Here is a 22,328-nt window from a genome sequence, read left to right as displayed (position 1 = left end):
GAGCCGCTAGCCTGTCCACAGCGGCCGACGCTGGCCGCGACTACGGCCGAAGGCCCCGACCCCCGGATGGGGACGGGGCCTTCGTCGCCCCCAAGGGGTCTGCGGTGCTCACCGTTTCGGCCACCTCAGCCGACCTGGAACGACTCCCCCACCCGCGTTCCCAGCGGTTCCAGGACCCCCAGATGGGAACGTGGCGGGAACGGAAGGCTAGGGAAAGTCGGGGAACCACCCGCCGGGGACGGAAGGCCTAACCTTGCCGACCAGCAGGAACGGTGAAGCTGGGGGAAGATCAACGACAGACAGGGGAGGCGATAGGGCCTCTCCTAAAGCGGGTGTCGCAGGTTCGAATCCTGCCTGGGGCACAAGGGAAAAGGCCTCGGACCGATCAAGGTCCGGGGCCTTTGACATCCACTTTCGACACCAACGGCGACGATCAGCCGCGGTCGACACGCCTCCTCAACAGCCGGTCCATGTGGCTGATGGTCTCGCGCTGAGTGTCCTGCACGACGTGTGTATAGGCGTCCATGGTGATGCGATCTGGCTGTGGCTGAGGATCTCCATCACCACGCGGGGAACCACGCCGGCCGCGGTCAGCAGCGTGGCGCAACCGTGCCGAGCATCGCGCAACCGTATGACGCGGAGCTGTCTGCGGCCCGAGCGAACGAGCGGTAGAGGTTGCGGGGCTCGATCGATCGACCGGTCTGTGACGACGTAGCCGCCGCTCCCCCCTTCCACATCTCCCGCACGCCGGCGGGCGACAGCCTGCCGCATCCGATGCCGGCGCAGGGGCGCGATGCACAGCGCGGGCATGGGCACCGCCTGGCGACGGCGCTTGTTGGGATCGTCGCCGTTGAGCACCCCGCGTTGCACCACCTGCCGGACGTAGGTGACGCGCTTGTCCGGGTCGACGTTCGCCCAGCGGAGCCCGACGACCTCACCCCGGCGCAGGCCCACGGCGATGGCGAACACGAAGGCCAGGTAGAGCGGATCCTTGCGCGCGCTGGTGGAGCCGCCGGCTGCGGGCCCGGGAGCTGAGCCCTTGGACGCCGGACGAGCGCGCTGACCTTCCTCGCCGCCGCACAAATCGGCGATCAGGACATCAGTGAGGCTGGGCGAGTGGGCTAGGCCACAGTTTTGGACCGATCCGTCCAGCATCGGGTTTTTTACCGTACCGTCCATAACAGGCCCACCGCACCGAGCGCGGGCCTGACGCGTAGCAACAGCCACGGAGGGAAGACCTCCGCTGAACAGGAGCCTTGATCATGGGACAGCTCGACGGTAAGACGGCCATCGTGACCGGGGGTAACAGCGGAATCGGGCTGGCCACCGCCAAGCGATTCGCGGCCGAGGGCGCATATGTGTTCATCACCGGTCGGCGTCAGGAAGCGCTCGACGCCGCGCTGGCCGAGATCGGTCCGAACGCCACCGCCGTCAGGGGCGACGTCTCCGATCTCGACGACATCGATCGCCTCTATGCCGCCGTTTCCGAGCAGGGCCGCCGCATCGACACGCTGTTCGCCAACGCTGGTGGCGGCGAGTTCTCGGCCTTGGAAGACGTCACCGAGAAGCACTTCGACTCGACTTTCGGCATCAATGTGAGGGGTACGCTCTTCACGGTCCAGAAGGCTCTTCCTCTGCTGAACGAGGCGGCTTCGGTCATCCTCACCGGATCCACCGCGGCAACCTCGGGCGCCGAGGCTTTCGGCGTCTACGCCGCTTCGAAGGCCGCCATCCGATCCTTCTCTCGCACGTGGGCCAACGAACTCAAGAGCCGGAAGATCCGCGTGAACACCCTCGTTCCGGGCCCGATCGAGACGCCCGGCAACTCCGGGCTCGCGCCCAATGCCGCAGAAGCCGCCAAGCTCTGGGACTTCTTCGCCAGCCAGGTGCCTCTGGGGCGGATGGGTCGCCCCGAGGAGGCCGCCGCGGCGGCACTCTTCCTCGCCAGCGACCAGAGCAGCTTCATCACCGGGACCGAGCTCTTCGTCGACGGCGGCCTGAACCAGGTCTGATCGCCGCTTCGACTCCCGTTGCGTCCTCCCCCCGCGGACATGGCAACCGCAGCGCCCGCGGGCGGCAACCCTGGCTACCAGCGCCTCTAGGACGACGGGCCCATGCCCTCACCACAGAGGCCGGCCAGTGTCTGCCCGATCTCGTCGGCTCGGCGGTGTGGAGACTGCTCGGAGGAGGCCCACGCGATGTAGGCGTCCGGTCTGACCAGTACAGACTTGCTGGTCAGACCGGACGGGGTGGTGACGCACTCGACCGCGCCGTTCCAGGCTTCGGTCACCGAGGCGGAAAGCGGCGCGTCTGCCGGGGTGACCAGTACGAACCGGCGGCCGCGCAGCACCTCGTACAGACGTCGACCATCGGCAAGGAGGACATCCGGCGCCCGCTTGCCCGTAAGCGGGTGAGCGCCGGCCGGGGAGCCGTAGGCGATGTCGATCCCGGACATCGCCCGCCCCAGCCGCAAGGCGACCGGTGGGAGACGCAGGACGGTCCGGGCGGCGAAGTCTCGGACGCCGATAAGCAGCCGCGGGGTGGTCAGGACCCCACGCAACAGTGCGCCACTCATGCGCAGCACTCTGCGCCCCACCGGGTGCCTCTCGGCCTCGTAGGTATCAAGCAGGGCTTCGGGGGCACGGTCGCGCAGGACGGCAGCGAGTTTCCAGCCCAGATTGGCGGAATCTTGGATGCTGGTGTTCATGCCCATGCCGCCGGCGGGGGAATGTACGTGCGCCGCGTCTCCGACGAGGAAGACCCTGCCTACGCGGTAGCGCGGTGACTGTCGCTCATCGCTGTGGAACCGTGAGATCCAGCGGGGATCGTGCATGCCGAAGTCGCGGCCGAGCGCTCGGCGGGCGATGGCCCGGATCTCCTCCAGATCGACCGGTGCGTTGTCCGGCATCTCGTGGTGGCGATTCCACGCCATGATGCGGAACCATCCATCGCCGAACGGAACGAGGATGGCGAAGGCGTCACCTACTGCCCCCACGGTAGGAGGCTTGTGCGGGGGGTCGGCCAACCTGACATCGGCAAGCATCATCGACCGCACCGCGGAGCGGCCCGGGAACGGCAGTCCGAGGGAACGGCGTACGACGCTGTTTCTCCCGTCCGCGCCCACGACATAAGCCGCGCGCAATGTCTGAGGGGAGCCATCCGGCGCCCGGACCTGAACGTCGACACCGGTCGTATCCTGCGTGAGCCCGAGGGCTTCCCAGCCTTCCCGTATATCGGCACCATGGGAAAGAGCCCGTGCCCGGAGAATCCGCTCGGTGTGATACTGCGGCGTCACCAGCACATGCGGGTAACGGGTCGGCAACCGCGACAGATCGATCCGCAAGAACTGCAGAACCGGGTTACGGACGCCGGTCGCAAGCATCTGGTCGGCCACACCACGGGCGTCCAATTGTTCCATCGTCCGCGCGTGGACTGCGAAAGCCCGGGTGAGCTGCGATTCCTGTACACGACGCTCGACGACGGTACAGCTGACACCGGCCTCCGCCAGATCGCCGGCCAGCAATAGTCCCGATGGGCCTGCTCCTACGACCAATACCCGATTTTCGGAGCTCATACGACTCCCTGCAAGATCGCCGGGGCCACCGTTAAGAGCCGTGTTCGGGGCCGACTGGGGAAATCGTCGACCGGCCCTCTGGGCAGCGATACCGGAATACCGAAGCGCAGGCCAGTGGTAGCCCTGCGGTGGCTATACAAACCGTACCGCCGGCTTCAGGCGTACGCGCGGCGTCCCGGCAGGCCCGGTCCGCAGACGCGGAAATTGCCATGCAGGCGTATGCACGGGGGTGTGGGAGCCCGAAACCCTGAGCGCACGCCACCGACCACCACCACGACCACCGCCATCGGATCGGCGTGGACGCTCCGACACGGCCCGACGTGATCGGCGTCCCGACACACGGGCCGACGAAGACCTTCCGCACCTGTCAGTGCGCCACCAGCGACCCGCTCAGTCAGCGAGCCCGATCACCAACCACATCAGCAGAGCCCCCGTCACCGTGAACAACAGAGTGGCCTTGGAGGGGTGCGGACTGTGGGCTTCCGGCAATATGTCCGACGTCGCCAGATAAAGCAAGAAGCCGGCGAAGAATCCGAGATAAAGGCCCAGCAGTCCCGTCGGTATCGTGAACGCCAAAGTGATCGCCGCCCCGACCACCGGAGCCAGCGCGTCGGCCACCAGTAGCAGTTGAGCCCGACGCCGTGCATTACCGTACAGCCTGGCGATCGTATAGGTGTTGAATCCGTCGGCGAAGTCATGCGAGATCACAGCGATCGCAACGACGATTCCCAGTGTGCTGCCGGCCTGATACGCAGCGCCGATGGCGAACCCGTCGATCACACTGTGTCCCACAAGTGCTGAGGCTGCGGTCAGACCGATTCCCTTACCGGACTCCTGCGCATGCCCAAAAGCATGGCTGTGCGGTGCGTACTCGCTCTCGTGAGCGCGGTGAATGGCGACTCCTCGCTCTACCACGTGCAGAGTGAGGAATCCTGCGACGAACATCAGCAATGCCGCAGGAACCCCGAAAACGCGCCGCGGCTGAGCGTTCAGCGCATCGGGAAGCAGATCGAAGCCGATAACGCCCAGCATGAGCCCGGCGGCAAGACCGAGAACCAGATGACGGCGGTCACCGACCCGCTGCGCCACGACCCCACCTACAAGAGTCATGACCATGGCGCACGCGGCTATCAGAACCGGCATGAAGCAATCTTGTGTGACGCCGCGGGGGGTCGCTACTCAGCCATTCACCGGGCTGTCATGGGGAGCCGGCACGTCTACGTGTCGTCATGTGGCGTCAGCCGGCCCGCGGACGGGAGTGCTGAGGCATCAGGACTTCGCGTCCCCCGTACCCGCACAGCAAGGCGCTGAGCGATCGCGCGCCCGCCGCCGCGGGAGGCTTCGGCGAACAGGCCGATCTTCCGTGCGTGGGGGCATGGAGGGGGCCTTTCCATGGGCGCCCGGGGCTTCCAGGGAGGTGAACGATGGTCGGGCCCTGCACAGAGGGGCTCATCGACAACGTCCGGGCGGGACGGGTTCTGGGCGCCGTGCCGTTATGGACGGTGCAGTCAAGAATTGGTACCGTGAGTCCATGGCACGCCCCCGCACTTTCGACGAGGACCAGGTACTGCGCACCGTCAGGGACCGGTTCTGGTCCACCGGCTACGCGGGGACCAGCGTCGACGACATCCTTCGTGACACCGGACTCGGCAAGGGCAGCCTCTACGGCGCCTTCGGCGACAAGCACCAACTGTTTCTGCGCGCCTTCCAGGAGTACTGCGACGGGCTCGTCAGGGCGGTGGGCAACCGGCTCGAAGGCCCGGACGAGGGTGCCCTGGAACGCCTGAGCGGCCAGGTGCGGGAGATCGCCGCGGCCACTGCCTCCGACACGTCGCTGCGTGGCTGCCTGCTCGCGAACGGCGCGGCGGAACTCTCCGGCCGCGACGCGGAGGTCCACGCGATCGCCCGGCGCACCTTCGCCGCCCTGGCGGAGCTCTTCACCGCCTGCGTCGCGGCAGCCCAGCGCGCGGGCGACATCGACCCCCATGCCGACGCCGCCCGCCTCGCGGACCTCCTGCTTGCCGTCGTCCGCGGCATCGAGGCCCTCGGTAAGGGCGGCAGCAGCCCCGAGTCCCTTCATGCAATCGCCGACACCGCTCTGGCTCTGCTGCCCCGCTCGTAGCGCGGTGACAGGAGGCGAACCGAGCCGGCCCAGTTCGCGCGCGCTACGGCCATCGTCGAGACGAGCGGTGGCCGATCTCCGGGCTGGTGGTGACGCCCGCCCCGCAGGCGTACCCCGGAGACGGTGCGCCGTGCCCCAGGCGGACGGGCGCCGTGATCGGGTCGTCAACCCCCGCGCGGTAGCGAGCAGCCGATGCCGGCGGTGAGAGCGGAAGAGGGGCGACGGGAATGACGGAGCCAGGTGCGGTTCTGGGGTTCCGGGAGGGACATCGGTACGCCGATGCCGTGGTCAGTGCTCTTGAGGCCGTGGGTCACGCACCGTGTGAGCGGTGGGAAGAGGCGGCCGGAACCGCATTTTGGTGGACAGGGGAAGCTCCTGGTCTGACTCGTGCGGTATGGGCATACGGGCTCGTCTTGTTCTGGCGGCGCCATGAGGGATGGCTGTGCACACCCCTCGATTCCCAAGAGAATCCCGATCGCAGCGCCCGTGTACTGCTGCCTTTTCACATAGTCGCCGACCCGGCCTCCTTGGCAGCCGAGGTGCCACTACTGCTTCGCCACGGGATGGAGGGGCTATCGCCGATCAGTGAGCACTGGCCAGAGCTCGACACGTTGGCCTCGGGCCGCCGTGGGGCCGTGGGGCCGTGCAAGGCGAACCGATGACACGCGACGATGACAACCGTCGACCGTCGCGATCCAGCTCAGTGTGACGATCGACAACTCCCGTCCGGGCATCCGCCGCTCGTCCGGGCCGGTACCGGGCGTGCGGTGCCACACGGCGCGGTCGGTAGCCCGGCCGAGGCCGCCACGTCGCGGGCAGCCCGGACTCCGCCTCGTGACTCCTCGACTGAACTTCTTCAGCCGGCGGCCCGTGGACCGGGGATCCTTCAAGGGCGGGAGCGCGAGGTGGCCGCGCGCGGCAGCGCCCACCAGGGCCTGCCTGACGGGTCGCGTCACGACCCCGCACCCGACAGCAACGTCACCCGAACGGCCCAACATGATGTGTCGCCCACATGGAGGAACATCAAGCTGAGTAGTGCCCCACCTGAGGCAATCCGTGAAAGGGGAACCACATGCGCATTCGACGAAGCCTCGCCGCCGGTATCGCCACGGCAGCCCTCGCCGGACTCGGCCTCACAGGCGCCTCCACCGCCAGCGCCGCCACCTACGCCGCCCCCACCCACGCCGCCCCCGCCGACGCCGCCCCCACCGTGGGTGAGTGCGAGGACGGCGGCGGAACAGTCGATTGGGCGACCGGGACCTGCAAGGGCGGAAAGTACGACGGGCAGAAGATCGACTGACCCTCGCAAAGCGCCCCGCAGCCACGCGCCGCGGGGCGCTCCCACGCGAGCGTGGCCGGGAGAGTCAGGGACCGTGCCCACCCGTCGGCTATGCGTCCGTGGCGGCGGTGGAGCCGGCGGCATCCGGCAAGCCGGCACCACGAGGACCGCTGTCGCCAGGTACCAGCAACTCGGCTGTGCCAGCGACCCGACCGAAGCGTCGACCCGCCACGCCTGCCCTGAGCCTGCGGCCCTCACCGCTCAAGGCTTCCCAGATCTCCGCGACGGTGCCAACCTCGGTCTGGGGGGCGTGTAGGCCAAGGTGCGACTGGGCCGTCTCCAGGCCGTCGGGGGTACGTGCCGGCAACCGCCAACAGCCCAACCGCAGGTCGGACTACCGACCGAAGACGTCAGCAACAGGTGTGCCATGGACGGGAGAAGTCGCGGGGATGCGATGCTGATCGTTTTCAGGTGTCGGCAATGTGATGCCCCCTTGTCGAATCCCCTGACGCAAGCCGAGTGGAAACCCCTGCCGATGGTGAAGGGCCGGGAGCACTACACGTACGGCCCTTCGACGGTCGCGGTGGGTTCCTTCTCCCCTGATCCGGATCCGTACGCTCCCGCTGGTTCAGTCGCCACCTGGGTGATCAACCCACTGGATGGCGTGCTGTTGCGGCCCCACACAGACCCGGCTCGGCTGTACGGGTGTTGCAGGCCGGACGGGCTCGACGGGCCGAACTTGCTGTGTGCCCGCTGCGGCAGCGAGGTCGGCATCGAGAGAGCGGATTGCTGGACCGAGTACGACATCCGGCTGCTGCGCTCGACGGTCGTCGAAGGATCGGTCGGCGGCCGAGCGCTCACAACCTCGCAGTCGGGAGGCCCTGCTCAGGACGTCGAGCGCCGCCCGGAGCCCGTCAGGCCTGCACCGCTCCTGGCGGTCGGTCGCGACTAGGCCGTGTCGTCACATGAGCTCCCCCAGCTACCGCTGGGAGGGGCCCCCAGGTGCGGTGCATCGCAAGGCGGAGGATCGTCCTCGTAGGGGGCTACTCGGACGATGCGACAACGCAGCGTGGGGGCACCTCCCAGCGTCAGCTGGGGGAGTGCCGTGCCAGGCGTCGCGGGGTGGGGGCACCCCCGGTCGAAGGTCGGGGGAGGGCATGTGACGACACGGCCTAGGGCGTTGCGGCGCCGCTGTTGGCCAGGGCCGCCTGGACGATGCGGACGGCCTCGGGGGTGTCGATGCCCACGCTGGCGATGACGGCGGCGTACTCGGCGGCGGCGCGGTATGCCCGTTCGCGCCCCTGTTCACCGGCCGCGGACACGAACGAGCCCGCCCGTCCGCGGGTCTCGATCAGTCCCGCCTCCTCCAGCGCCCGGTAGGCGCGGCCGACGGTGTTGACGGCCAGGCCGAGGTCCGCGGCCAGGCGGCGGATGGTCGGCAACTGGGTGCCCACGGCCAGAGTGCGGTCCTGGATCTGGCGGGCGAGCTGGGCGCGGAGCTGCTCGAACGGCGGGACGGGGGAGGCGGAGTCGATGACGATCATCGGCTCACCGGGCGCCCGTGGCGTGCCGGGCCACCGTGCCGCTCTGCGGGGTCCGCGCGGTGATCAGGGCGAACGCGACGACGCTCAGGACGATGAAACCGAGCCAGGCGGCGTTCCACCAGCCGAGGGCGGTCTCGAAGACCGACACGACCGGCAGCGACCACACCACACTCGGCGTGGCGACCTCCCGGGCGTCCTCGACCCGCATGATCACGTCCGCGGTCAGCGAGGCCTCGTCGTCGGCCACGACGGGGTGCGTCAGGACATGGCGCAACTGGACGACCATGCAGACCGCGACCCCGCACAACCCGATGAGCAGGATGAGTGCCGCGTAGCGCGCGATGGAGTCCGGCGCGGTCAGCGCGCCGACCGCCATCAGCATCGCGCCCGCGAACGTGGCGGCGGCGAAGGCGGCGCGCGGCCGGCCGAGCACGGTACGCCAGCCGAGCCGGACCGGGTGGGCCGCCCGCCGCGGCAAGTCGGCGCCGGCCCGCCGGTCGGCCTGCCGGACCCGCCGGTCCAGCAACGACTGGGCCAGCACCAACGCGACCACCACCGCCGTCAGGACCAGCAGCGACCAGCGCCGGTACGACCCGGCCCCGCCGAAGGCCGCTTCGGCGGTACGGGCTCCGGTGTAGACGAGGGCGACCACGATGATGAACGCGGCCAGCAGGATCTGGCTGGTCAGGCGGGTACGTCGCCGGACCGCCAGACGTGTGGCCAGCAACGGTGTCGGCCGGACGTCGGCCAGGCCGTGCCCGGCCAGCCACGCGCCGGCCTGCTCGATGTCCGCCTGACGCACCGGCTGCTCAGGCATCCGGCCACTGTCCCTCGACATGACGCCCCCTATGTCTCAAGGCTTGTCGCAACATGATGCGACAAGCCTTGAGACAAGTCAACGGAACGCTAAGCGGTGGCGGCAGCCCTGCCGCCGTCGGCCGGCCCCGACGGTCGGCGTCCGCCGAATCCCACGCTGCTCCGCTACCCCGTACCCCCCGACAAGTGGCCCGCTGTGGACGGGATCCTGCGCCGCGGCCCCCCCTAGTTCGCCGGCGTCCATGAGGGCGCACCCCAAGCCGCGGCGGTGACAACCCGGCAGGGCCGCCCTCGGTGCCGGAGCGATGCGCGCTGCGGCTACGCTCCTGACATGACCAGCGAGAACGCGGCCGGCGCGATGCCGGGTCGGCCGTGGGACGCGGCTGCGGAGACGGCTCGGGACATGGCCTTCGGTCTCCTCGGGATGGGCCTTCTGGCGTTGGTCGCCTGGCCGCTCGGCTGGTTGCCGGACGGGTTCGGTCCGGTGTCCGTCGGCGTTGTCGCGGCAGGAGGCCGGCGTCTCGGCGACCTGTACCGGAAAAGGCCTTCGGGCCGGCGCTCCGCCGTTGCCGCGGCCCTCCTCGTCATGTCGGCGTCGGCGGTGGCAGGCAGTGCGGCGACCTCGTGGATCTCGCCCAGCGCCGAGGATCTCGGGTTCACCCTGGGCACGCTGGCGGGTCTGCCCCTCGGGGCGGCCGCCTTCGTTGGGCGGATCAACCACCGCGGCCGGGCGGTGAGCGGGCCGTCGGATCCCGATGCGGCGCCGTGTGCCGGGCAGTCGCCGTGCCGTTGAGCCCGCCGGAGCCGGCAACGGGCCACAGGATCGGACCGGGGCGCGGGCGCCGGATGCGACCCCTCGGGGGCGCCCATACGCTGGGAGTGGACGCTCCTCTCTTTGTCGAGGTGAGAGATCGTGCCGCTCTACATCACGCTGCTGAACTGGACCGACCAGGGGATCCGCGCGTACGCCGACACGGCGGAGCGGGCCGACGCGTTCGGCGCCGCGCTGCGGGACGTCGGGGGGAGGCTGGCCGACATCTACTGGACCGTCGGGCCGTACGACCTCGTCGCGGTCGTCGAGGCGCCCGACGACGAGACCGCCGCCGCGGCGCTGCTGCGGCTGGGCGCGGTCGGCAACATCCGCAGCACGACCATGCGGGCGTTCGGGCGGGACGAGGTCGAAAGCATCATCGCCAAGGCCTCCGCCTGAGGGGCCCGGTGGGGCTCGCCCTCGGGGAAGGGCCCGGGGACCCCGGTGCGTTCAGCTGCCTTCGGCGGCCCGGTCGAAGAAGGAGCCGCGCCTCAGCCGCTCGTACGACGGCTCGGCCCGTGCCATCCAGGCGTCCACGTCGGCGGCCATGGACGGGAACCGCTCCTTGAGGGGTGCGGCCGGTGCGGCGGTCTCCTCCCAGGAGTCTGCCGGGTAGGTCCCGTTCTGCGGGCCGATCGCCACGGCCGCGCGGAACGCGTCGCTTCGGACCGCAGCCACCGCTTCGCCACCTGGACGATGCGGGCCACGTCCTCGGCGTCGAGGATCCACGGCATGGACAGGAGTCGCTCGGAGACGTAGCCGGGCACGACGTCGGAGGCCCGGTGCTCGACGGGGAAGTCCATGACGAGCTCGACGTCCATCCCACCCCTCCCACCGCCGGTTCCCGTGACCGGCGCGGGTCACATGCCAGGGGTGCGTCCGGCGTCCTGAAGCGGCGCCACGTGCGGAAATCGAGGAGGCCGGGGAGCGCGCGCGGGTGTTCGTCGGCGCGGCAGGGCGGGAACCGGGCGTCGGCTGCCTCCGAGGGTCCCCTCCGAGAGTCCGAAGGGACAGTCGATCCGGGGCAATTCGGTACGTATCAATCCGCCCCGCGGCCCGGCGGACTCCTCGCGGGCTCCGGGTGTTGACCTGCGTTGCGGATCATCACAAGATGACCGCGTACGGCACTCTGCCGAGACCACCGGCGGTCCGTCCACGACCGCCTCGCCCGTCGGCACGGGCAGGCCGGTGTGCGGTCCGGCGCGTCCGGAATCCTGGAAGGTCACGCGTTCATGCAGAGCTACGCCTCGGCGCAATTGGCATCACCCGGCACCTACTTCCAGACGGCGGCGTTCTGCTGCCTGGTGGCGATCGTGCTCATACGGGCGGGCCGCGTGTGGCGCCGCGCGCCCCGGGGCCTGCTCGCCCCCGACGAGCCGGTGCGGGTGGAATCCGCGCCGGTGCCCGGTCCCGCGGCCTCGCGGGCGCAGGGCGACCGGACCGTGGGGCGGGTCTACCTGTGCTTCGGCTGGTTCCTCGTGCTGGGGACGGTCGTCAACCTGGTCAACGGCGTCCGCTCGGTGTGGGGCTGAGGGGACGTCGGGCGCGGGCGGTCAACGGTGCCCGCCGTTCTCCGTGGGCGGCGCGGGAGCCTGTGATCTCTGAGCGGCGCCCGGGCCGAGGAGCCGGTCGCAGTAGGGGCCCAGGGCGTCCTTTCCGCCCGCCACCCTCTCGAGCATGGCCCGTGCGGCCGCGTCCATGGCCTCACCCCGCCCGGCGGCCTTGACGTACGCCTGGCACAGGCCCCTGGGTTCCGCCTCCGTGAGCCCTGGCGGCACGCCCGGCGAACCGGGCGGGACGGGATGCGCGCCGGAAGTCCTGCTCGCCGTGGGTGCGGTGGGAGACGTGGACACGGATGCGGTGGGCGTGGGCGCGACTGAACCGGGGGACGCGGAGGAGACCGGCGCGACGGACCCCGCCGAACCGGAGGTCACCGGACGGGGTGTTGTCGTGGTCGAGTGAAAGGGGTTGGGCAACGTGCCCGTCTGCGCGGCGACCGCCACACCACCGAGGGCGAAGACCGCGGCCAGCCCTCCGGCCACCACCCGGGCACGCCGGCCGAGGCCGGACCGTCGCCGCCGCGTGGTCCCGGCGTCCCGCGCCTGTCGGTACGCCGCCAGTACCAGCCGCTCCCGTGCCGGATCAGCCGCCGACGGCGCGGACGCGACCGCCAGGAGACCCGCCACACGGGCCGCCCGGCCGTCGGCGTCGCCAACCGGAGCGCCGTCGAGCAACCGCTCCGCCAGCGAGGCGTCCATCCAGTCGCCGTGTTCTCTGCTGTCCTTCATCCTTCACTTCCCCCGGCGCCGTCGAGGCGCTCCGCCAGGCGTTTCAGACCCCGGTGGGCGGCGGTCCGTACCGCGCCCGGCCGCTTGCCCAGGACCTTGGCCGCAGTGGGCGCGTTGAGTCCTACGACCACGCGCAGGAGGACCGCCTCGGCCTGGTCCTGCGGCAGTCCCGCGATCAGATCGAGCGCCCGCCGCGTCGACAGGTTCTCCAGCGCCGAGCCGCCGGCGTCATCGAGCGTCGGCGGCTCGGGGACGCGACCCTCGAGAGGTGTGGTGCGGGGCCGCGCCTTGATCCTCCTGATGTGGTCCAGTGCCCGGTGCCGGGCGATCGCGGCGGCCCAGCCGCGGAAGGCCTGGCCGTCACCTCGGAAGCGCGACATGTCACGGACGATGTCGTGCCAGGTCTCGGAGGCCACGTCCTCGGCGTCGTCGCCCACCAGGCCGTGCAGGTAGCCCAGGAGCATCGGGTGGACCTCCCGGTAGACAACGGCGAACGAGGTCTCGTCACCGTCGCGGGCCCGTCTGACCGCATCACCGAGTTCGCCCTCGCCCAGCCGGTCGCGCCGACGGACCTCCGCCTTGCCCACTGCGTCCTCTTCGTGCTCGTCGCCCCGTCCGTCTCACCCTGTCGCCCCGCGAGGACCAGACTCTCGCGACATGACGGAGGTCAAACCTGGCCCCGGCCCATCACGGAGAGGCAGAAAAGACGCAGGCTGTCCGCCGCGCCGTTCTCGTACCGCTTCATCGCCCGTCCGAGCGGGTTCCAGACTCGCCCGTCCGGCGTGCGGATTCCGAACGGCTGCCCGAATGTACCGCGCTCCTCCGCATCGAACTCCACCCAGGCCGCCCCGGCCGCGCGGACGAGCACCTCGCCCGTGTAGGCACCGAACCCCCGAAGTGTCGGAGTCACGGCCTGGAGCGGAGGCCGTTCGCTCCGGATGGCCTCGATGACCCGGTCGACCAGGGTGAGGCTCGCCGGCGAGTAGTCGAGCCTGATCCTGGCCCCTTCGCGGGCCATGGTCACCACGTCCGCGGCGAGGCGGGGCCCGAGCACGGCCACCGGTGGGTTGGTCACGTCCTGCTTCATCCTGCCCCCTCGCTCCTCGGGCCCGCGTGCCGTGCTGCACGCGGCTATCCACGGGGGCGCAACCGGCCCCGAAAGCGTTACACCCCGACGCCGCGCTCCGGGGGCGAACATGATGAAAGGGGCAGATGAAGGGAAACCCTCGAATACCCGTCTTGGGCGGAATATGGTGGCGTTCGTCAACGGAGCCGGGTCGCTTGTAGGGTGCGCGGCCGTGCACCAGACCACCGAGCCCGACACGCACCCGCAGCAGCGGGAAAGCCCTGTCGCGTCCCGTCGCCACGCGGCCACGGGACCCGTCTTCGTGGACACCTCCGGGCGTCGGCAGCGGCGGGTCCGGCGGCTCGGGCTCCTGCTCGCCGTGCCCGCGGTCGCGTACATCGCCGTTCTGCTGAGCGCCCTGCTGGGCGGGCCCGGCGCCTCCTCGGCGTACCTTCCCCTGCCCGACTCCGCGGAACACCACTCCCGTGGCCCTGCGTCAGGGGCACCGCAGCGCGCCGGGGACGACCCGGGCCGTCCGGAGCCGGCATCGTCCGCGGTTCCGGAGAATCCGTCCGGCGCGGCATCCCGAACGCCCGCATCCGCACCCCGGCCGGGGACCGCGGCCACGGCCCCACCGAGCCCGGGAGCGAGCAGCGCTCCGGGGGCCGCGAAAACGACCCCGGCACCCGCCGCGACCCGGGGCAGGAGCACGACCACGCACCCCGCCCCCGCCCGCAGTACCGCTCGTGGCCGCGACTAGGGCCGACCGTGTTCCACCGCCGAGGAGAGCGACCCCGATGACGCGTGCCCACACCCGCCGCCCGCGAAGACGCGGCCACCGCGGCGTCGTGCGCAGCGTGCCGCTGCGCACGCACTGGCTCCTGCTGACGATGCTGGTCCTGACGCTGAGCGCGGCACTGGTCATCCAGGGCTACACCCACCACATGGCCGGGATCGGCGACGACGCCGCCAAGCCGGCCGGTGCCTCCGACCGGGTACCGTCCGCCGTGAGCGACGGCGGCCCGGTCGTCGACGGCTCCTCGCACACCGTCCGCACCGCCGGCCCGAGGGCGCGCACCATAGCCCTCACCTTCGACGACGGCCCGGATCCGAGGTGGACGCCGAAGATCCTCGACGTCCTGCGCCGCCATCATGCGCACGCCACGTTCTTCGTGGTCGGCACCCAGATCGCCGCCCATCCGGAGATCGTGCGGCGCATCCTCGCCGAGGGGCACGAGATCGGTGTCCACAGCTTCACCCACGCCGACCTGGGCACGCTCCCGCAGTGGCAGCGCTCGCTGGAACTGCGCCAGACCCAGTTGGCGCTGGCGGGTGCCACCGGAAAGACCACTTCGCTGCTGCGCCCGCCGTACTCGTCCAAGAACGCGGCGGTGACGAACCAGGACTGGTCCGCCATCCGGGCGGCCTCAGGGGACGGCTACCTGACCGTGCTCAGCACGCTCGACAGCGGTGACTGGCGGCGGCCGGGCGTGGACCGGATCGTCGCCGACTCGGTCCCACGCGGCACGGCCGGACAGATCCTGCTGATGCACGACGGTGGCGGCGACCGCTCGCAGACGCTGAAGGCGCTGGACCCACTGCTCTCGGCACTCGCCGACCGGGGCTTCTCCGTGACGACGGTGAGCGGAGCGGTACGGCTGCCCCAGTCCACTCGGCCCGCCACCGCCGGCGACCACTGGCTGGGTCTGGGGCTCATCGGCGCGCTCACCGGCAGCGCGTGGGCCCTCCGGATCCTGGGCTGGCTGCTGTACGCGGCGGGCGCGCTCGCTCTGCTGCGCGCCGCCGCCGTCATGGTCGCGGCCCGTCGGCACGTCCGCACGCGTGAGGTCCCGTGGGGGCCGCCGGTGACCGTTCCTGTCTCTGTCATCGTGCCCGCGTACAACGAGAGCGCCGGTATCGAGGCCGCGGTCCGTTCGCTCCTCGCCTCCGACCATCCCGTCGAGATCGTCGTCGTCGACGACGGCTCCACCGACGGCACGGCCGACCTGGTGGAGTCGCTGCGGCTGCCTTCCGTACGCGTCATCCGGCAGGCCAACGCGGGCAAGCCCGCGGCACTCAACACCGGGATCGCGGCGGCCTCGTACGACCTGCTCGTGATGGTCGACGGCGACACGGTCTTCGAACCCGACGCGGTGCGCAGACTGGTGCAGCCCTTCGCCGATCCGCGTGTCGGCGCGGTGTCGGGCAACGCCAAGGTCATCAACCGCCGGGGACTGCTGGGCCGCTGGCAGCACATCGAGTACGTGGTGGGCTTCAACCTGGACCGCCGCCTGTTCGATCTCGCGGAGTGCATGCCTACCGTGCCCGGGGCCGTCGGAGCGTTCCGTCGCGATGCCCTGGTGCGGGCGGGCGGCGTCAGCGACGACACGCTCGCCGAGGACACCGATCTGACCATGACGCTCTGCCGTGCCGGCTGGCGTGTGGTGTACCAGGAGGACGCGATCGCCTGGACCGAGGCCCCTGCCTCGCTGGGCGCGTTGTGGCGCCAGCGCTACCGCTGGTGCTACGGCACGCTGCAGGCGATGTGGAAGCACCGCGGGGCGCTCCTGCAGACCGGTGCGGCCGGCAAGCTCGGCCGCCGCGGCCTGCTGTACCTGATGCTCTTCCAGGTGCTGCTGCCCTTGCTGGCCCCGGTGGTCGATGTCTTCGCCGTCTACGGGCTGGTCTTCCTCGACCCCGTGCGCATCGTCGGGTTGTGGCTGGGATTCCTGGCGCTGCAGACCGTGATGGGCCTGTACGCCTTCCGGCTGGACGGCGAGCGGGCGGGTCCCCTGTGGAGCCTGCCCCTGCAGCAGTTCGTCTACCGGCAGCTGATGTACCTCGTGGTGATCCAGTCGGTGGCCACCGCCCTCGCCGGGTCACGGTTGCGCTGGCAGCGGATGGAGCGCTACGGCAGCCTGTCGGTCCCGGCTTCGGGTTCGGATCGGCAGGCCCCGGACGGGACGGCGGAATCGCCCACGCTGCTGGCCGACTCCTGGGTCGAGGAGGCCCGTGCCTCCCACTCCGCCGATGTCCCCCAGCTGCACGGGGGCGCACTGCCGAGGGCGTACCCCCCGTCGGACGCCATGTGGGACGGCCGCCAGGGCCCGTGACGCCCGTTGACCCTCGTGGACGCGCCCCGCGCCGCGGACGCGCTTAGGCTGCGGGCATGGCTCATGCGACCGTGCGCGAGTGGTACGAGGAAGAGGGCTGGGGCGTGCTGGACTGCCCGGAGACGCCCGGGGGGTGCTTCGCCCACTACAGCGACATCGAGATGAACGGCTTCCGCACGCTGTCCGCCGGCCAGCCGGTGGCACTGGAGTGGGAGGCGCCGGGCTTCGCGCAGGACGGGTACGAGTACCGCGCCCTGCGCGTCGTGCCGAAGGGCTGACCGGGCCCGCGCTCAGCCCACGTCCCACAGGAAGCGGTGGGTGTGGATGCCGAAGTACGGGAAGGTGTCCACGCCCGCGACGCCCTCCGCGGTCCTGACGACGTCGTTGACGAAGTCCAGCAGGTCGGACGGGCCCGGGCAGACGACCTCGGCGAAGAGGGCGTATGGCCCGGCGGTGAGCACGGCGTAGACCACCTCGTCGCGGGCGGCGAGCGCGTCCGCGACCGCGCGCGGATCGCCGTCCACGCGGACCCCGAGCAGCGCCATCGCCTGACCGCCCATGGCCATCGGGTCGGTGACGCCCACCACCTGGACGACCTTGCCGTCGATCAGCCGCTGCAGGCGCTGGCGGGCGGCGGACGGGGAGAGCCCGACCTTGGGGCCGAGGTCCGCGTAGGGGATGCGGCCGTCGCTCTGGAGTTCACGGAGGATGGCGCGGTCGATGTCGTCCACGGGGTTCAGCCTGCCAGTTCGGCCAGGGCCGCGGCGAAGAGGGCGGTGTGGGTGTCGACGTCGGCCTCGGTGGTGGCCGGGCACATCAGGGCCATGTTGTGGAACGGCGTCATGAGGATGCCGCGGTTGGCCAGCCACAGGTGCAGGAAGTCCTCCAGCTCGGGGTCGGAGACGGCCGCCGATTCGGTGCCGTTGCGCGGCGCGGGCGCGGCGAAGCGGTACTCGGTGCGGGCGCCGAGGCGGCTGACGGACCAGGGCAGGCCGTAGGCGGCGACGGCGTCGGCGACGCCCCGCTCGAAGCGGGCGGCGAGGGCGGACATGGCGGTGAACGCGTCGTCGGTGAGGACGTGTTCGAGGGTGGCGCGCATGGCGGCGACGGACAGGGCGTTGCCCGCCAGGGTGCCGCCGACGCCGCCCATGTCGACCAGGTCGAGGTCGCCGCGGGACAGCAGGCGGTCGGCGAGGTCGGCGGAGAGGCCGTAGGCGCCGGCCGGCACACCGCCGGCGATGGCCTTGCCGATGGTGAGGACGTCGGGCTCCAGGGACCACGCCGCGGTGGCGCCGCCGGGCCCGGCGGAGAAGGTGTGGGTCTCGTCGTTGATCAGAAGGACGCCGTGCCGGCGGGTGATCTCGCGGACGCCCTCCAGGTAGCCGGGCTCGGGCAGCACGATCCCGATGTTGGTGAGGGCGGGCTCCATCAGGACGGCGGCCACGTCCCCGTGGGCGAGCTCCCGCTCCAGGCCCTCCAGGTCGTTGAACTCCGCGACGCGGCTGGTCAGCGTGACGTCGCACGGTGCGCCGACGTTGCCGGGACGGCCGGCGCCACCACGGCCGCCGGGGCCGGTGACGATCAGGGACTCGTCGACGCTGCCGTGGTAGCAGTAGCTGTGGAAGAGGATCTTCTGCCGTCCGGTGACGGCGCGGGCCAGGCGGATGGCCCACCGGTTGGCGTCGGTCGCCGTCAGCGCGTACGACCAGCGGGGCAGCCCGAAGCGGCGGGCGAGTTCGGCGCCGACCCACTCGGCGTCCTCGGTGGGGAGCATCGCGGTGGCGCCGCCCTGCTCGCGGTAGCGCCGCTCGATCGCCTCGGCGACGGGCTCCGGGGAGTGGCCGGCCATGGCGCCGGTGTCGCCGAGGCAGAAGTCCACGTACTCGTGGCCGTCGATGTCGGTCACGCGGGCGCCGCGGGCACCGGCCAGGTAGCGGGGGAAGGCGCCGGCGTTCTTGTTCATCCAGGTCATCGGCACCCGGCCGAAGAGGTGGTCGGCGGCCTCGTACGCGGCGCGTGACTTGGGGTTGCGGGCGGCGGCCTCGGCGGTCTCCCGCGCGAGCAGTTCCTTCAGGCGGGTGCGGTCGACGGACATGGGGGCCTCCTCGGCTACGGGCGGCTCCGACCGTACGCGTGATTCCACTGCACGACCACCCCTTTGCAAGTGATTCGAGCGTTCAAACGATCGAATCCCTATCCGATGACGGCCGGGAAGCACCGGACCCACCGGCTCCGGGGCGACCGGGAGCGGCCGGGGACGCCGCGGCCGCAGCGGGTGCGCCCGCCGGGGACCGGTGCCAGGGTGGCTTGTGTCAGGCCGGGGACGGACGGCGGGGAAAGGCGGCGATGACCATGACGGAACACCCTCACTCCGTGCTGGTCCAGAAGGCGTACGCGGCGTTCACCCGGGGCGACATGGACGCGTTGGCCGGCCTGCTGTCCGGGGACGCGGCCCACCACTCGCCCGGCGACCATCCGCTCGCCGGGCACTACAAGGGCCGGGACGAGATCATCGGGTACTACCGCAGGCTCACCGAGGAGACCGACGGCAGCATGCGGGTCCAGTTGCGGCAGGTGCTCGTCGACGGCCGCGGCCATGCGATGTCGCTCCACCACCTCACGGCGGAGCGCGGGGGCGAGTACCTCGACCAGCCGGGCGGCATCGTGTTCCGGATCGTCGGCGACCGGATCACGGACGTCGACGAGTGCGTCGCCGACCTCGATGCCACCAACCGGTTCTGGTCCTGAGCGGGGCCGCCCGTACGGCGGCGACGACCGGGGGGAAGGTGGCGGCGCGCTCTGCCGCCGCCCCGCGGCCGGGTGGTGCCGCCCGCAGGTGAGCGGGAGGGCCGGGGCACCGGCCGTACGCGGCACCGTCACCACTCCCCCGCGCTTCCCGCGGCGGTTCGCGACGCGCGACCGCGCGGGCGGAAGACGCGACGCGCACGACAACCCCGAGATCGCACGGAGGAGGCCGCGCCCCCTGCCGGTCGTGATCCGGGGCCAAGGCGGGCCGGGTCGGGCCGAGTTGCCATGGCCGGCATCCCGGCGCTCCCCCGCGGGCGAGCGCAACCCGGCGCCCCACCGCCCCCCGCCCCCTCACCCTCCCCTTCCGCGATACCCCTAGGGGGTATAATTTGGTGGTGGGTGGACGGCGCGGAGCCCGACGCCGTACACCGGAACACGCACAGAACGCACGAGGAGAACCCATGTCTGTCAGCTACAGCGTCTCCGGGATGAGCTGCGGTCACTGCGAGTCCGCGGTCAGCAAGGAGGTCGCGGCCCTCCCCGGTGTGACCGGCATCACCGTGGACGCCAAGACCGGCCTGCTCACCATCGACTCGGACGCGCCCCTGGAGGAGGCGGCGGTCCGCGCGGCCGTCGACGAGGCGGGCTACGAACTGGTCGGCCCGGCATGACCCTCCCGGATCAGCAGCAGGTCACCCCGCGGATCGCAGCGCAGGCCGCCCCTGCGGGCGTCACCGAGCTCGAACTCGCGATCGGCGGGATGACCTGCGCCTCGTGCGCCGCCCGGATCGAGAAGAAGCTCAACCGGATGGACGGCGTCACGGCCACCGTCAACTACGCCACCGAGAAGGCCAAGGTGGCGTTCGGCGGCGGGATCGGCGTCGGCGACCTGATCGCCACCGTCGAGGCCACCGGTTACACCGCCGCGCTCCCCGCCCCGCCGGTCACCGACGTGCCCCGGGAGCAGGCGGACTCCGAGCCGGGCGAGCTCACGACGCTGCGGCAGCGGCTGCTGACCGCCGTCGTGCTCGCCGTGCCCGTCATCGCGATGGCCATGGTCCCCGCCCTGCAGTTCCCCAACTGGCAGTGGCTGTCCCTGACCCTGGCCGCGCCGGTCGTGGCGTACGCGGCATGGCCCTTCCACCGGGCGGCGTGGACCAACCTGCGGCACGGCGCCACCACCATGGACACGCTGATCTCCATGGGCACGCTGGCCGCCTTCGGCTGGTCCGTGTGGGCGCTCTTCCTCGGCGACGCGGGTGTGCCCGGCCTGCGGCACCCCTTCGAGCTGACCGTCGCCCCCGGTCACGGCTCCGCCAACCTGTACCTGGAGGTCGCCTCCGGCGTGACCGCCTTCATCCTGGCCGGGCGCTGGTTCGAGACCCGTTCCAAGCGCCGGGCGGGCGCCGCGCTGCGCGCCCTGATGGAGCTGGGCGCCAGGGACGTCGGCGTGCTGCGCGGCGCGCGCGAGGTGCGCGTCCCCACGTCCGAACTGGCCGTCGGCGACCTGTTCGTCGTGCGGCCGGGCGAGAAGGTGGCCACCGACGGCGTCGTACGGGAGGGCACCTCGGCGGTCGACGCCTCGATGCTCACCGGCGAGTCCGTACCGGTCGAGGTGGGGCCGGGCGAGGCCGTCACCGGAGCCACGGTGAACGCAGGCGGCCGTCTGGTCGTGGAGGCCACCCGGGTCGGCGCGGACACCCAGCTGGCCCGCATGGCCCGCCTGGTGGAGGACGCCCAGAACGGCAAGGCGGCGGCGCAGCGCCTCGCCGACCGGATCTCCGCGGTGTTCGTGCCCGTCGTGATCGGGCTCGCCCTGGCGACGCTCGGCTTCTGGCTCGGCAACGGCTCGGGGCCGGCCGCGGCCTTCACGGCGGCCGTCGCCGTGCTGATCATCGCCTGCCCGTGCGCGCTCGGCCTGGCCACGCCCACGGCGCTGATGGTCGGCACCGGACGGGGCGCGCAACTCGGCATCCTCATCAAGGGACCCGAGGTCCTGGAGACCACCCGGCAAATCGACACCATCGTGCTGGACAAGACCGGGACGGTCACCACCGGCGCCATGACGCTGACCGCCGTCCACCTCGCCGAGGGCGAACGGGAGGACGAGGTGCTGCGCCTGGCCGGCGCCCTGGAGCACGCCTCCGAGCACCCCATCGCCCGCGCGATCGCGCGGGCGGCGGAGGAACGCACCGGCGCCCTGCCCGGCGTCACGGGGTTCCGCGCGCTGCCCGGACTCGGCGTCCGTGGCACCGTCGACGGCCACGAGGTCGCCGTCGGGCGCCAGGAGCCGCCCGGGCCGCTCCCGGCGGGGCTTGCCCGCGCCAAGGCGGAGGCCGAGGCCCGGGGCAGCACGGTGGTCACGGCCACCTGGGACGGCAGGGCCCGGGCCGTGCTCGTCGTCGCCGACGCCGTGAAGCCGACCAGCGCCGACGCCGTGCGCCTGCTGCGCGGCCTGGGCCTCACCCCGGTGCTGCTCACCGGGGACAACGAGGCGGTGGCCCGGGCCGTCGCCGCCGAGGTCGGCATCGACGCCTCCGATGTGATCGCGGAGGTGATGCCGGAGGACAAGGTCGCCGTCGTGGCCCGGCTCCAGCGGGAGGGCAGGTCCGTCGCCATGGTGGGCGACGGGATCAACGACGCCGCCGCGCTGGCCCGCGCCGACCTCGGGATCGCCATGGGCACGGGCACGGACGCCGCCATCGAGGCGAGCGACCTGACGCTGGTCCGAGGGGACCTGCGGGTCGCCGCCGACGCCATCCGGCTCTCCCGGCGCACGCTCGGCACGATCAAGGGCAACCTCCTCTGGGCCTTCGGCTACAACGTGGCGGCCCTGCCGCTCGCCGCGGCCGGGCTGCTCAACCCGATGATCGCGGGCGCCGCGATGGCCTTCTCGTCGGTCTTCGTGGTCGGCAACTCCCTCCGGCTGCGCGGTTTCCGCCCGCTCGCACGCTGACCCCGCGGCCG

General features: G+C 71.6%; 22 protein-coding genes and 1 pseudogene. 12 read left to right on the top strand and 11 right to left on the bottom strand.

The genetic code is table 11. The features are described 5' to 3' along the window. Nucleotides 1–433: 433 nt before the first annotated feature. A pseudogene (locus tag PV342_RS12290) lies at nucleotides 434–1,002 on the bottom strand (site-specific integrase); the annotation flags it as partial. 260 nt (nucleotides 1,003–1,262) lie between these two features. On the opposite strand from PV342_RS12290, the gene PV342_RS12285 reads away from it, so the two are divergent. Further along, a complete protein-coding gene (locus tag PV342_RS12285) occupies nucleotides 1,263–2,012 on the top strand; it encodes a glucose 1-dehydrogenase (protein ID WP_018559925.1) in 750 nt (249 codons plus the stop codon). A gap of 86 nt (nucleotides 2,013–2,098) precedes the next feature. Here the strand turns inward: PV342_RS12285 and PV342_RS12280 are convergent, their stop codons facing one another. Then, nucleotides 2,099–3,574 (bottom strand): FAD-dependent monooxygenase, encoded by a 1,476-nt coding sequence (locus tag PV342_RS12280; RefSeq protein ID WP_500316943.1) that lies wholly within the window; start codon nucleotides 3,572–3,574, stop codon nucleotides 2,099–2,101. A gap of 390 nt (nucleotides 3,575–3,964) precedes the next feature. Continuing rightward, nucleotides 3,965–4,717, bottom strand: coding sequence for a ZIP family metal transporter (locus PV342_RS12275; RefSeq protein ID WP_400802859.1), 753 nt, complete (start codon nucleotides 4,715–4,717; stop codon nucleotides 3,965–3,967). 388 nt (nucleotides 4,718–5,105) lie between these two features. Here PV342_RS12275 and PV342_RS12270 point away from each other — a divergent pair, with 388 nt between their 5' ends. The 3 genes from PV342_RS12270 (at nucleotide 5,106) to PV342_RS12260 (ending at nucleotide 7,927) form a co-directional block, all read left to right on the top strand. Continuing rightward, on the top strand, nucleotides 5,106–5,696 hold the full coding sequence (locus tag PV342_RS12270) for a TetR/AcrR family transcriptional regulator (RefSeq protein WP_400802864.1): 591 nt from the start codon (nucleotides 5,106–5,108) through the stop codon (nucleotides 5,694–5,696). A gap of 1,072 nt (nucleotides 5,697–6,768) precedes the next feature. Next, complete coding sequence (locus tag PV342_RS12265; protein WP_361001899.1) at nucleotides 6,769–6,996, top strand: hypothetical protein; 228 nt, start codon at nucleotides 6,769–6,771, stop codon at nucleotides 6,994–6,996. A 472-nt stretch (nucleotides 6,997–7,468) separates the two neighbouring features. Beyond that, nucleotides 7,469–7,927, top strand: a complete 459-nt coding sequence (locus PV342_RS12260) for a hypothetical protein (RefSeq protein WP_400802869.1) — start codon at nucleotides 7,469–7,471, stop codon at nucleotides 7,925–7,927. A gap of 220 nt (nucleotides 7,928–8,147) precedes the next feature. Here PV342_RS12260 and PV342_RS12255 read toward each other — a convergent pair whose 3' ends face one another. Together PV342_RS12255 and PV342_RS12250 are read right to left on the bottom strand one after the other, a co-directional pair. Further along, entirely contained in the window at nucleotides 8,148–8,519 is a 372-nt protein-coding gene (locus PV342_RS12255; protein WP_361001908.1) for a GntR family transcriptional regulator, read from the bottom strand. Nucleotides 8,520–8,523: 4 nt separating this feature from the next. Continuing rightward, nucleotides 8,524–9,336, bottom strand: coding sequence for a hypothetical protein (locus PV342_RS12250; RefSeq protein ID WP_500316942.1), 813 nt, complete (start codon nucleotides 9,334–9,336; stop codon nucleotides 8,524–8,526). Nucleotides 9,337–9,666: 330 nt separating this feature from the next. On the opposite strand from PV342_RS12250, the gene PV342_RS12245 reads away from it, so the two are divergent. Then, nucleotides 9,667–10,128: a hypothetical protein gene (locus PV342_RS12245; RefSeq protein ID WP_500316941.1), complete on the top strand. Its 462-nt coding sequence runs from the start codon at nucleotides 9,667–9,669 to the stop codon at nucleotides 10,126–10,128. Nucleotides 10,129–10,248: 120 nt separating this feature from the next. Continuing rightward, nucleotides 10,249–10,545 carry a GYD domain-containing protein gene (locus tag PV342_RS12240; RefSeq protein ID WP_500316939.1) on the top strand — a complete coding sequence of 99 codons (297 nt, stop codon included), beginning with the start codon at nucleotides 10,249–10,251 and terminating at the stop codon, nucleotides 10,543–10,545. Between the two features lie 51 nt (nucleotides 10,546–10,596). On the opposite strand, the gene PV342_RS12235 is transcribed toward PV342_RS12240, so the two are convergent. Next, a complete protein-coding gene (locus PV342_RS12235; protein ID WP_500316937.1) occupies nucleotides 10,597–10,824 on the bottom strand; it encodes a hypothetical protein in 228 nt (75 codons plus the stop codon). 554 nt (nucleotides 10,825–11,378) lie between these two features. Here PV342_RS12235 and PV342_RS12230 point away from each other — a divergent pair. After that, a complete protein-coding gene (locus PV342_RS12230; protein WP_018559932.1) occupies nucleotides 11,379–11,678 on the top strand; it encodes a hypothetical protein in 300 nt (99 codons plus the stop codon). A gap of 21 nt (nucleotides 11,679–11,699) precedes the next feature. On the opposite strand, the gene PV342_RS12225 is transcribed toward PV342_RS12230, so the two are convergent. The 3 genes from PV342_RS12225 to PV342_RS12215 all read right to left on the bottom strand — a co-directional run bounded on the left by PV342_RS12225 (nucleotide 11,700) and on the right by PV342_RS12215 (nucleotide 13,521). Beyond that, a complete protein-coding gene (locus PV342_RS12225) occupies nucleotides 11,700–12,434 on the bottom strand; it encodes a hypothetical protein (RefSeq protein ID WP_400802888.1) in 735 nt (244 codons plus the stop codon). Next, nucleotides 12,431–13,021: an RNA polymerase sigma factor gene (locus PV342_RS12220; RefSeq protein WP_018559934.1), complete on the bottom strand. Its 591-nt coding sequence runs from the start codon at nucleotides 13,019–13,021 to the stop codon at nucleotides 12,431–12,433. Before PV342_RS12220 ends, PV342_RS12225 begins: the two co-directional genes overlap by 4 nt. 80 nt (nucleotides 13,022–13,101) lie before the next feature. Further along, nucleotides 13,102–13,521: a hypothetical protein gene (locus tag PV342_RS12215; RefSeq protein ID WP_361001926.1), complete on the bottom strand. Its 420-nt coding sequence runs from the start codon at nucleotides 13,519–13,521 to the stop codon at nucleotides 13,102–13,104. A 776-nt stretch (nucleotides 13,522–14,297) separates the two neighbouring features. On the opposite strand from PV342_RS12215, the gene PV342_RS12210 reads away from it, so the two are divergent. Both PV342_RS12210 and PV342_RS12205 read left to right on the top strand, forming a co-directional pair. Further along, on the top strand, nucleotides 14,298–16,613 hold the full coding sequence (locus PV342_RS12210; protein WP_500316934.1) for a bifunctional polysaccharide deacetylase/glycosyltransferase family 2 protein: 2,316 nt from the start codon (nucleotides 14,298–14,300) through the stop codon (nucleotides 16,611–16,613). A 56-nt stretch (nucleotides 16,614–16,669) separates the two neighbouring features. Next, nucleotides 16,670–16,891 (top strand): cold shock domain-containing protein, encoded by a 222-nt coding sequence (locus tag PV342_RS12205; RefSeq protein WP_018559937.1) that lies wholly within the window; start codon nucleotides 16,670–16,672, stop codon nucleotides 16,889–16,891. Nucleotides 16,892–16,903: 12 nt separating this feature from the next. Here PV342_RS12205 and PV342_RS12200 read toward each other — a convergent pair whose 3' ends face one another. Continuing rightward, nucleotides 16,904–17,344, bottom strand: coding sequence for an Lrp/AsnC family transcriptional regulator (locus tag PV342_RS12200; RefSeq protein WP_018559938.1), 441 nt, complete (start codon nucleotides 17,342–17,344; stop codon nucleotides 16,904–16,906). 5 nt (nucleotides 17,345–17,349) lie between these two features. Then, a complete protein-coding gene (locus PV342_RS12195; protein ID WP_500316932.1) occupies nucleotides 17,350–18,708 on the bottom strand; it encodes a transaminase in 1,359 nt (452 codons plus the stop codon). 257 nt (nucleotides 18,709–18,965) lie between these two features. Here PV342_RS12195 and PV342_RS12190 point away from each other — a divergent pair, with 257 nt between their 5' ends. From PV342_RS12190 to PV342_RS12180, 3 genes are all read left to right on the top strand, one after another. Beyond that, nucleotides 18,966–19,361 (top strand): nuclear transport factor 2 family protein, encoded by a 396-nt coding sequence (locus PV342_RS12190; protein WP_361001940.1) that lies wholly within the window; start codon nucleotides 18,966–18,968, stop codon nucleotides 19,359–19,361. Nucleotides 19,362–19,822: 461 nt separating this feature from the next. Then, complete coding sequence (locus tag PV342_RS12185; protein ID WP_018559941.1) at nucleotides 19,823–20,032, top strand: heavy-metal-associated domain-containing protein; 210 nt, start codon at nucleotides 19,823–19,825, stop codon at nucleotides 20,030–20,032. Beyond that, nucleotides 20,029–22,317: a heavy metal translocating P-type ATPase gene (locus tag PV342_RS12180; RefSeq protein ID WP_500316930.1), complete on the top strand. Its 2,289-nt coding sequence runs from the start codon at nucleotides 20,029–20,031 to the stop codon at nucleotides 22,315–22,317. The genes PV342_RS12185 and PV342_RS12180 overlap by 4 nt, the downstream gene beginning before the upstream one ends. Nucleotides 22,318–22,328: the final 11 nt, after the last annotated feature.

This window comes from Streptomyces sp. PA03-3a (assembly GCF_033792735.1).
Taxonomy (GTDB): Bacteria; Actinomycetota; Actinomycetes; order Streptomycetales; family Streptomycetaceae; genus Actinacidiphila.
The sequence above is the reverse complement of the archived record's forward strand: the minus strand, read 5'-3'. Positions and strand labels throughout refer to the sequence as shown.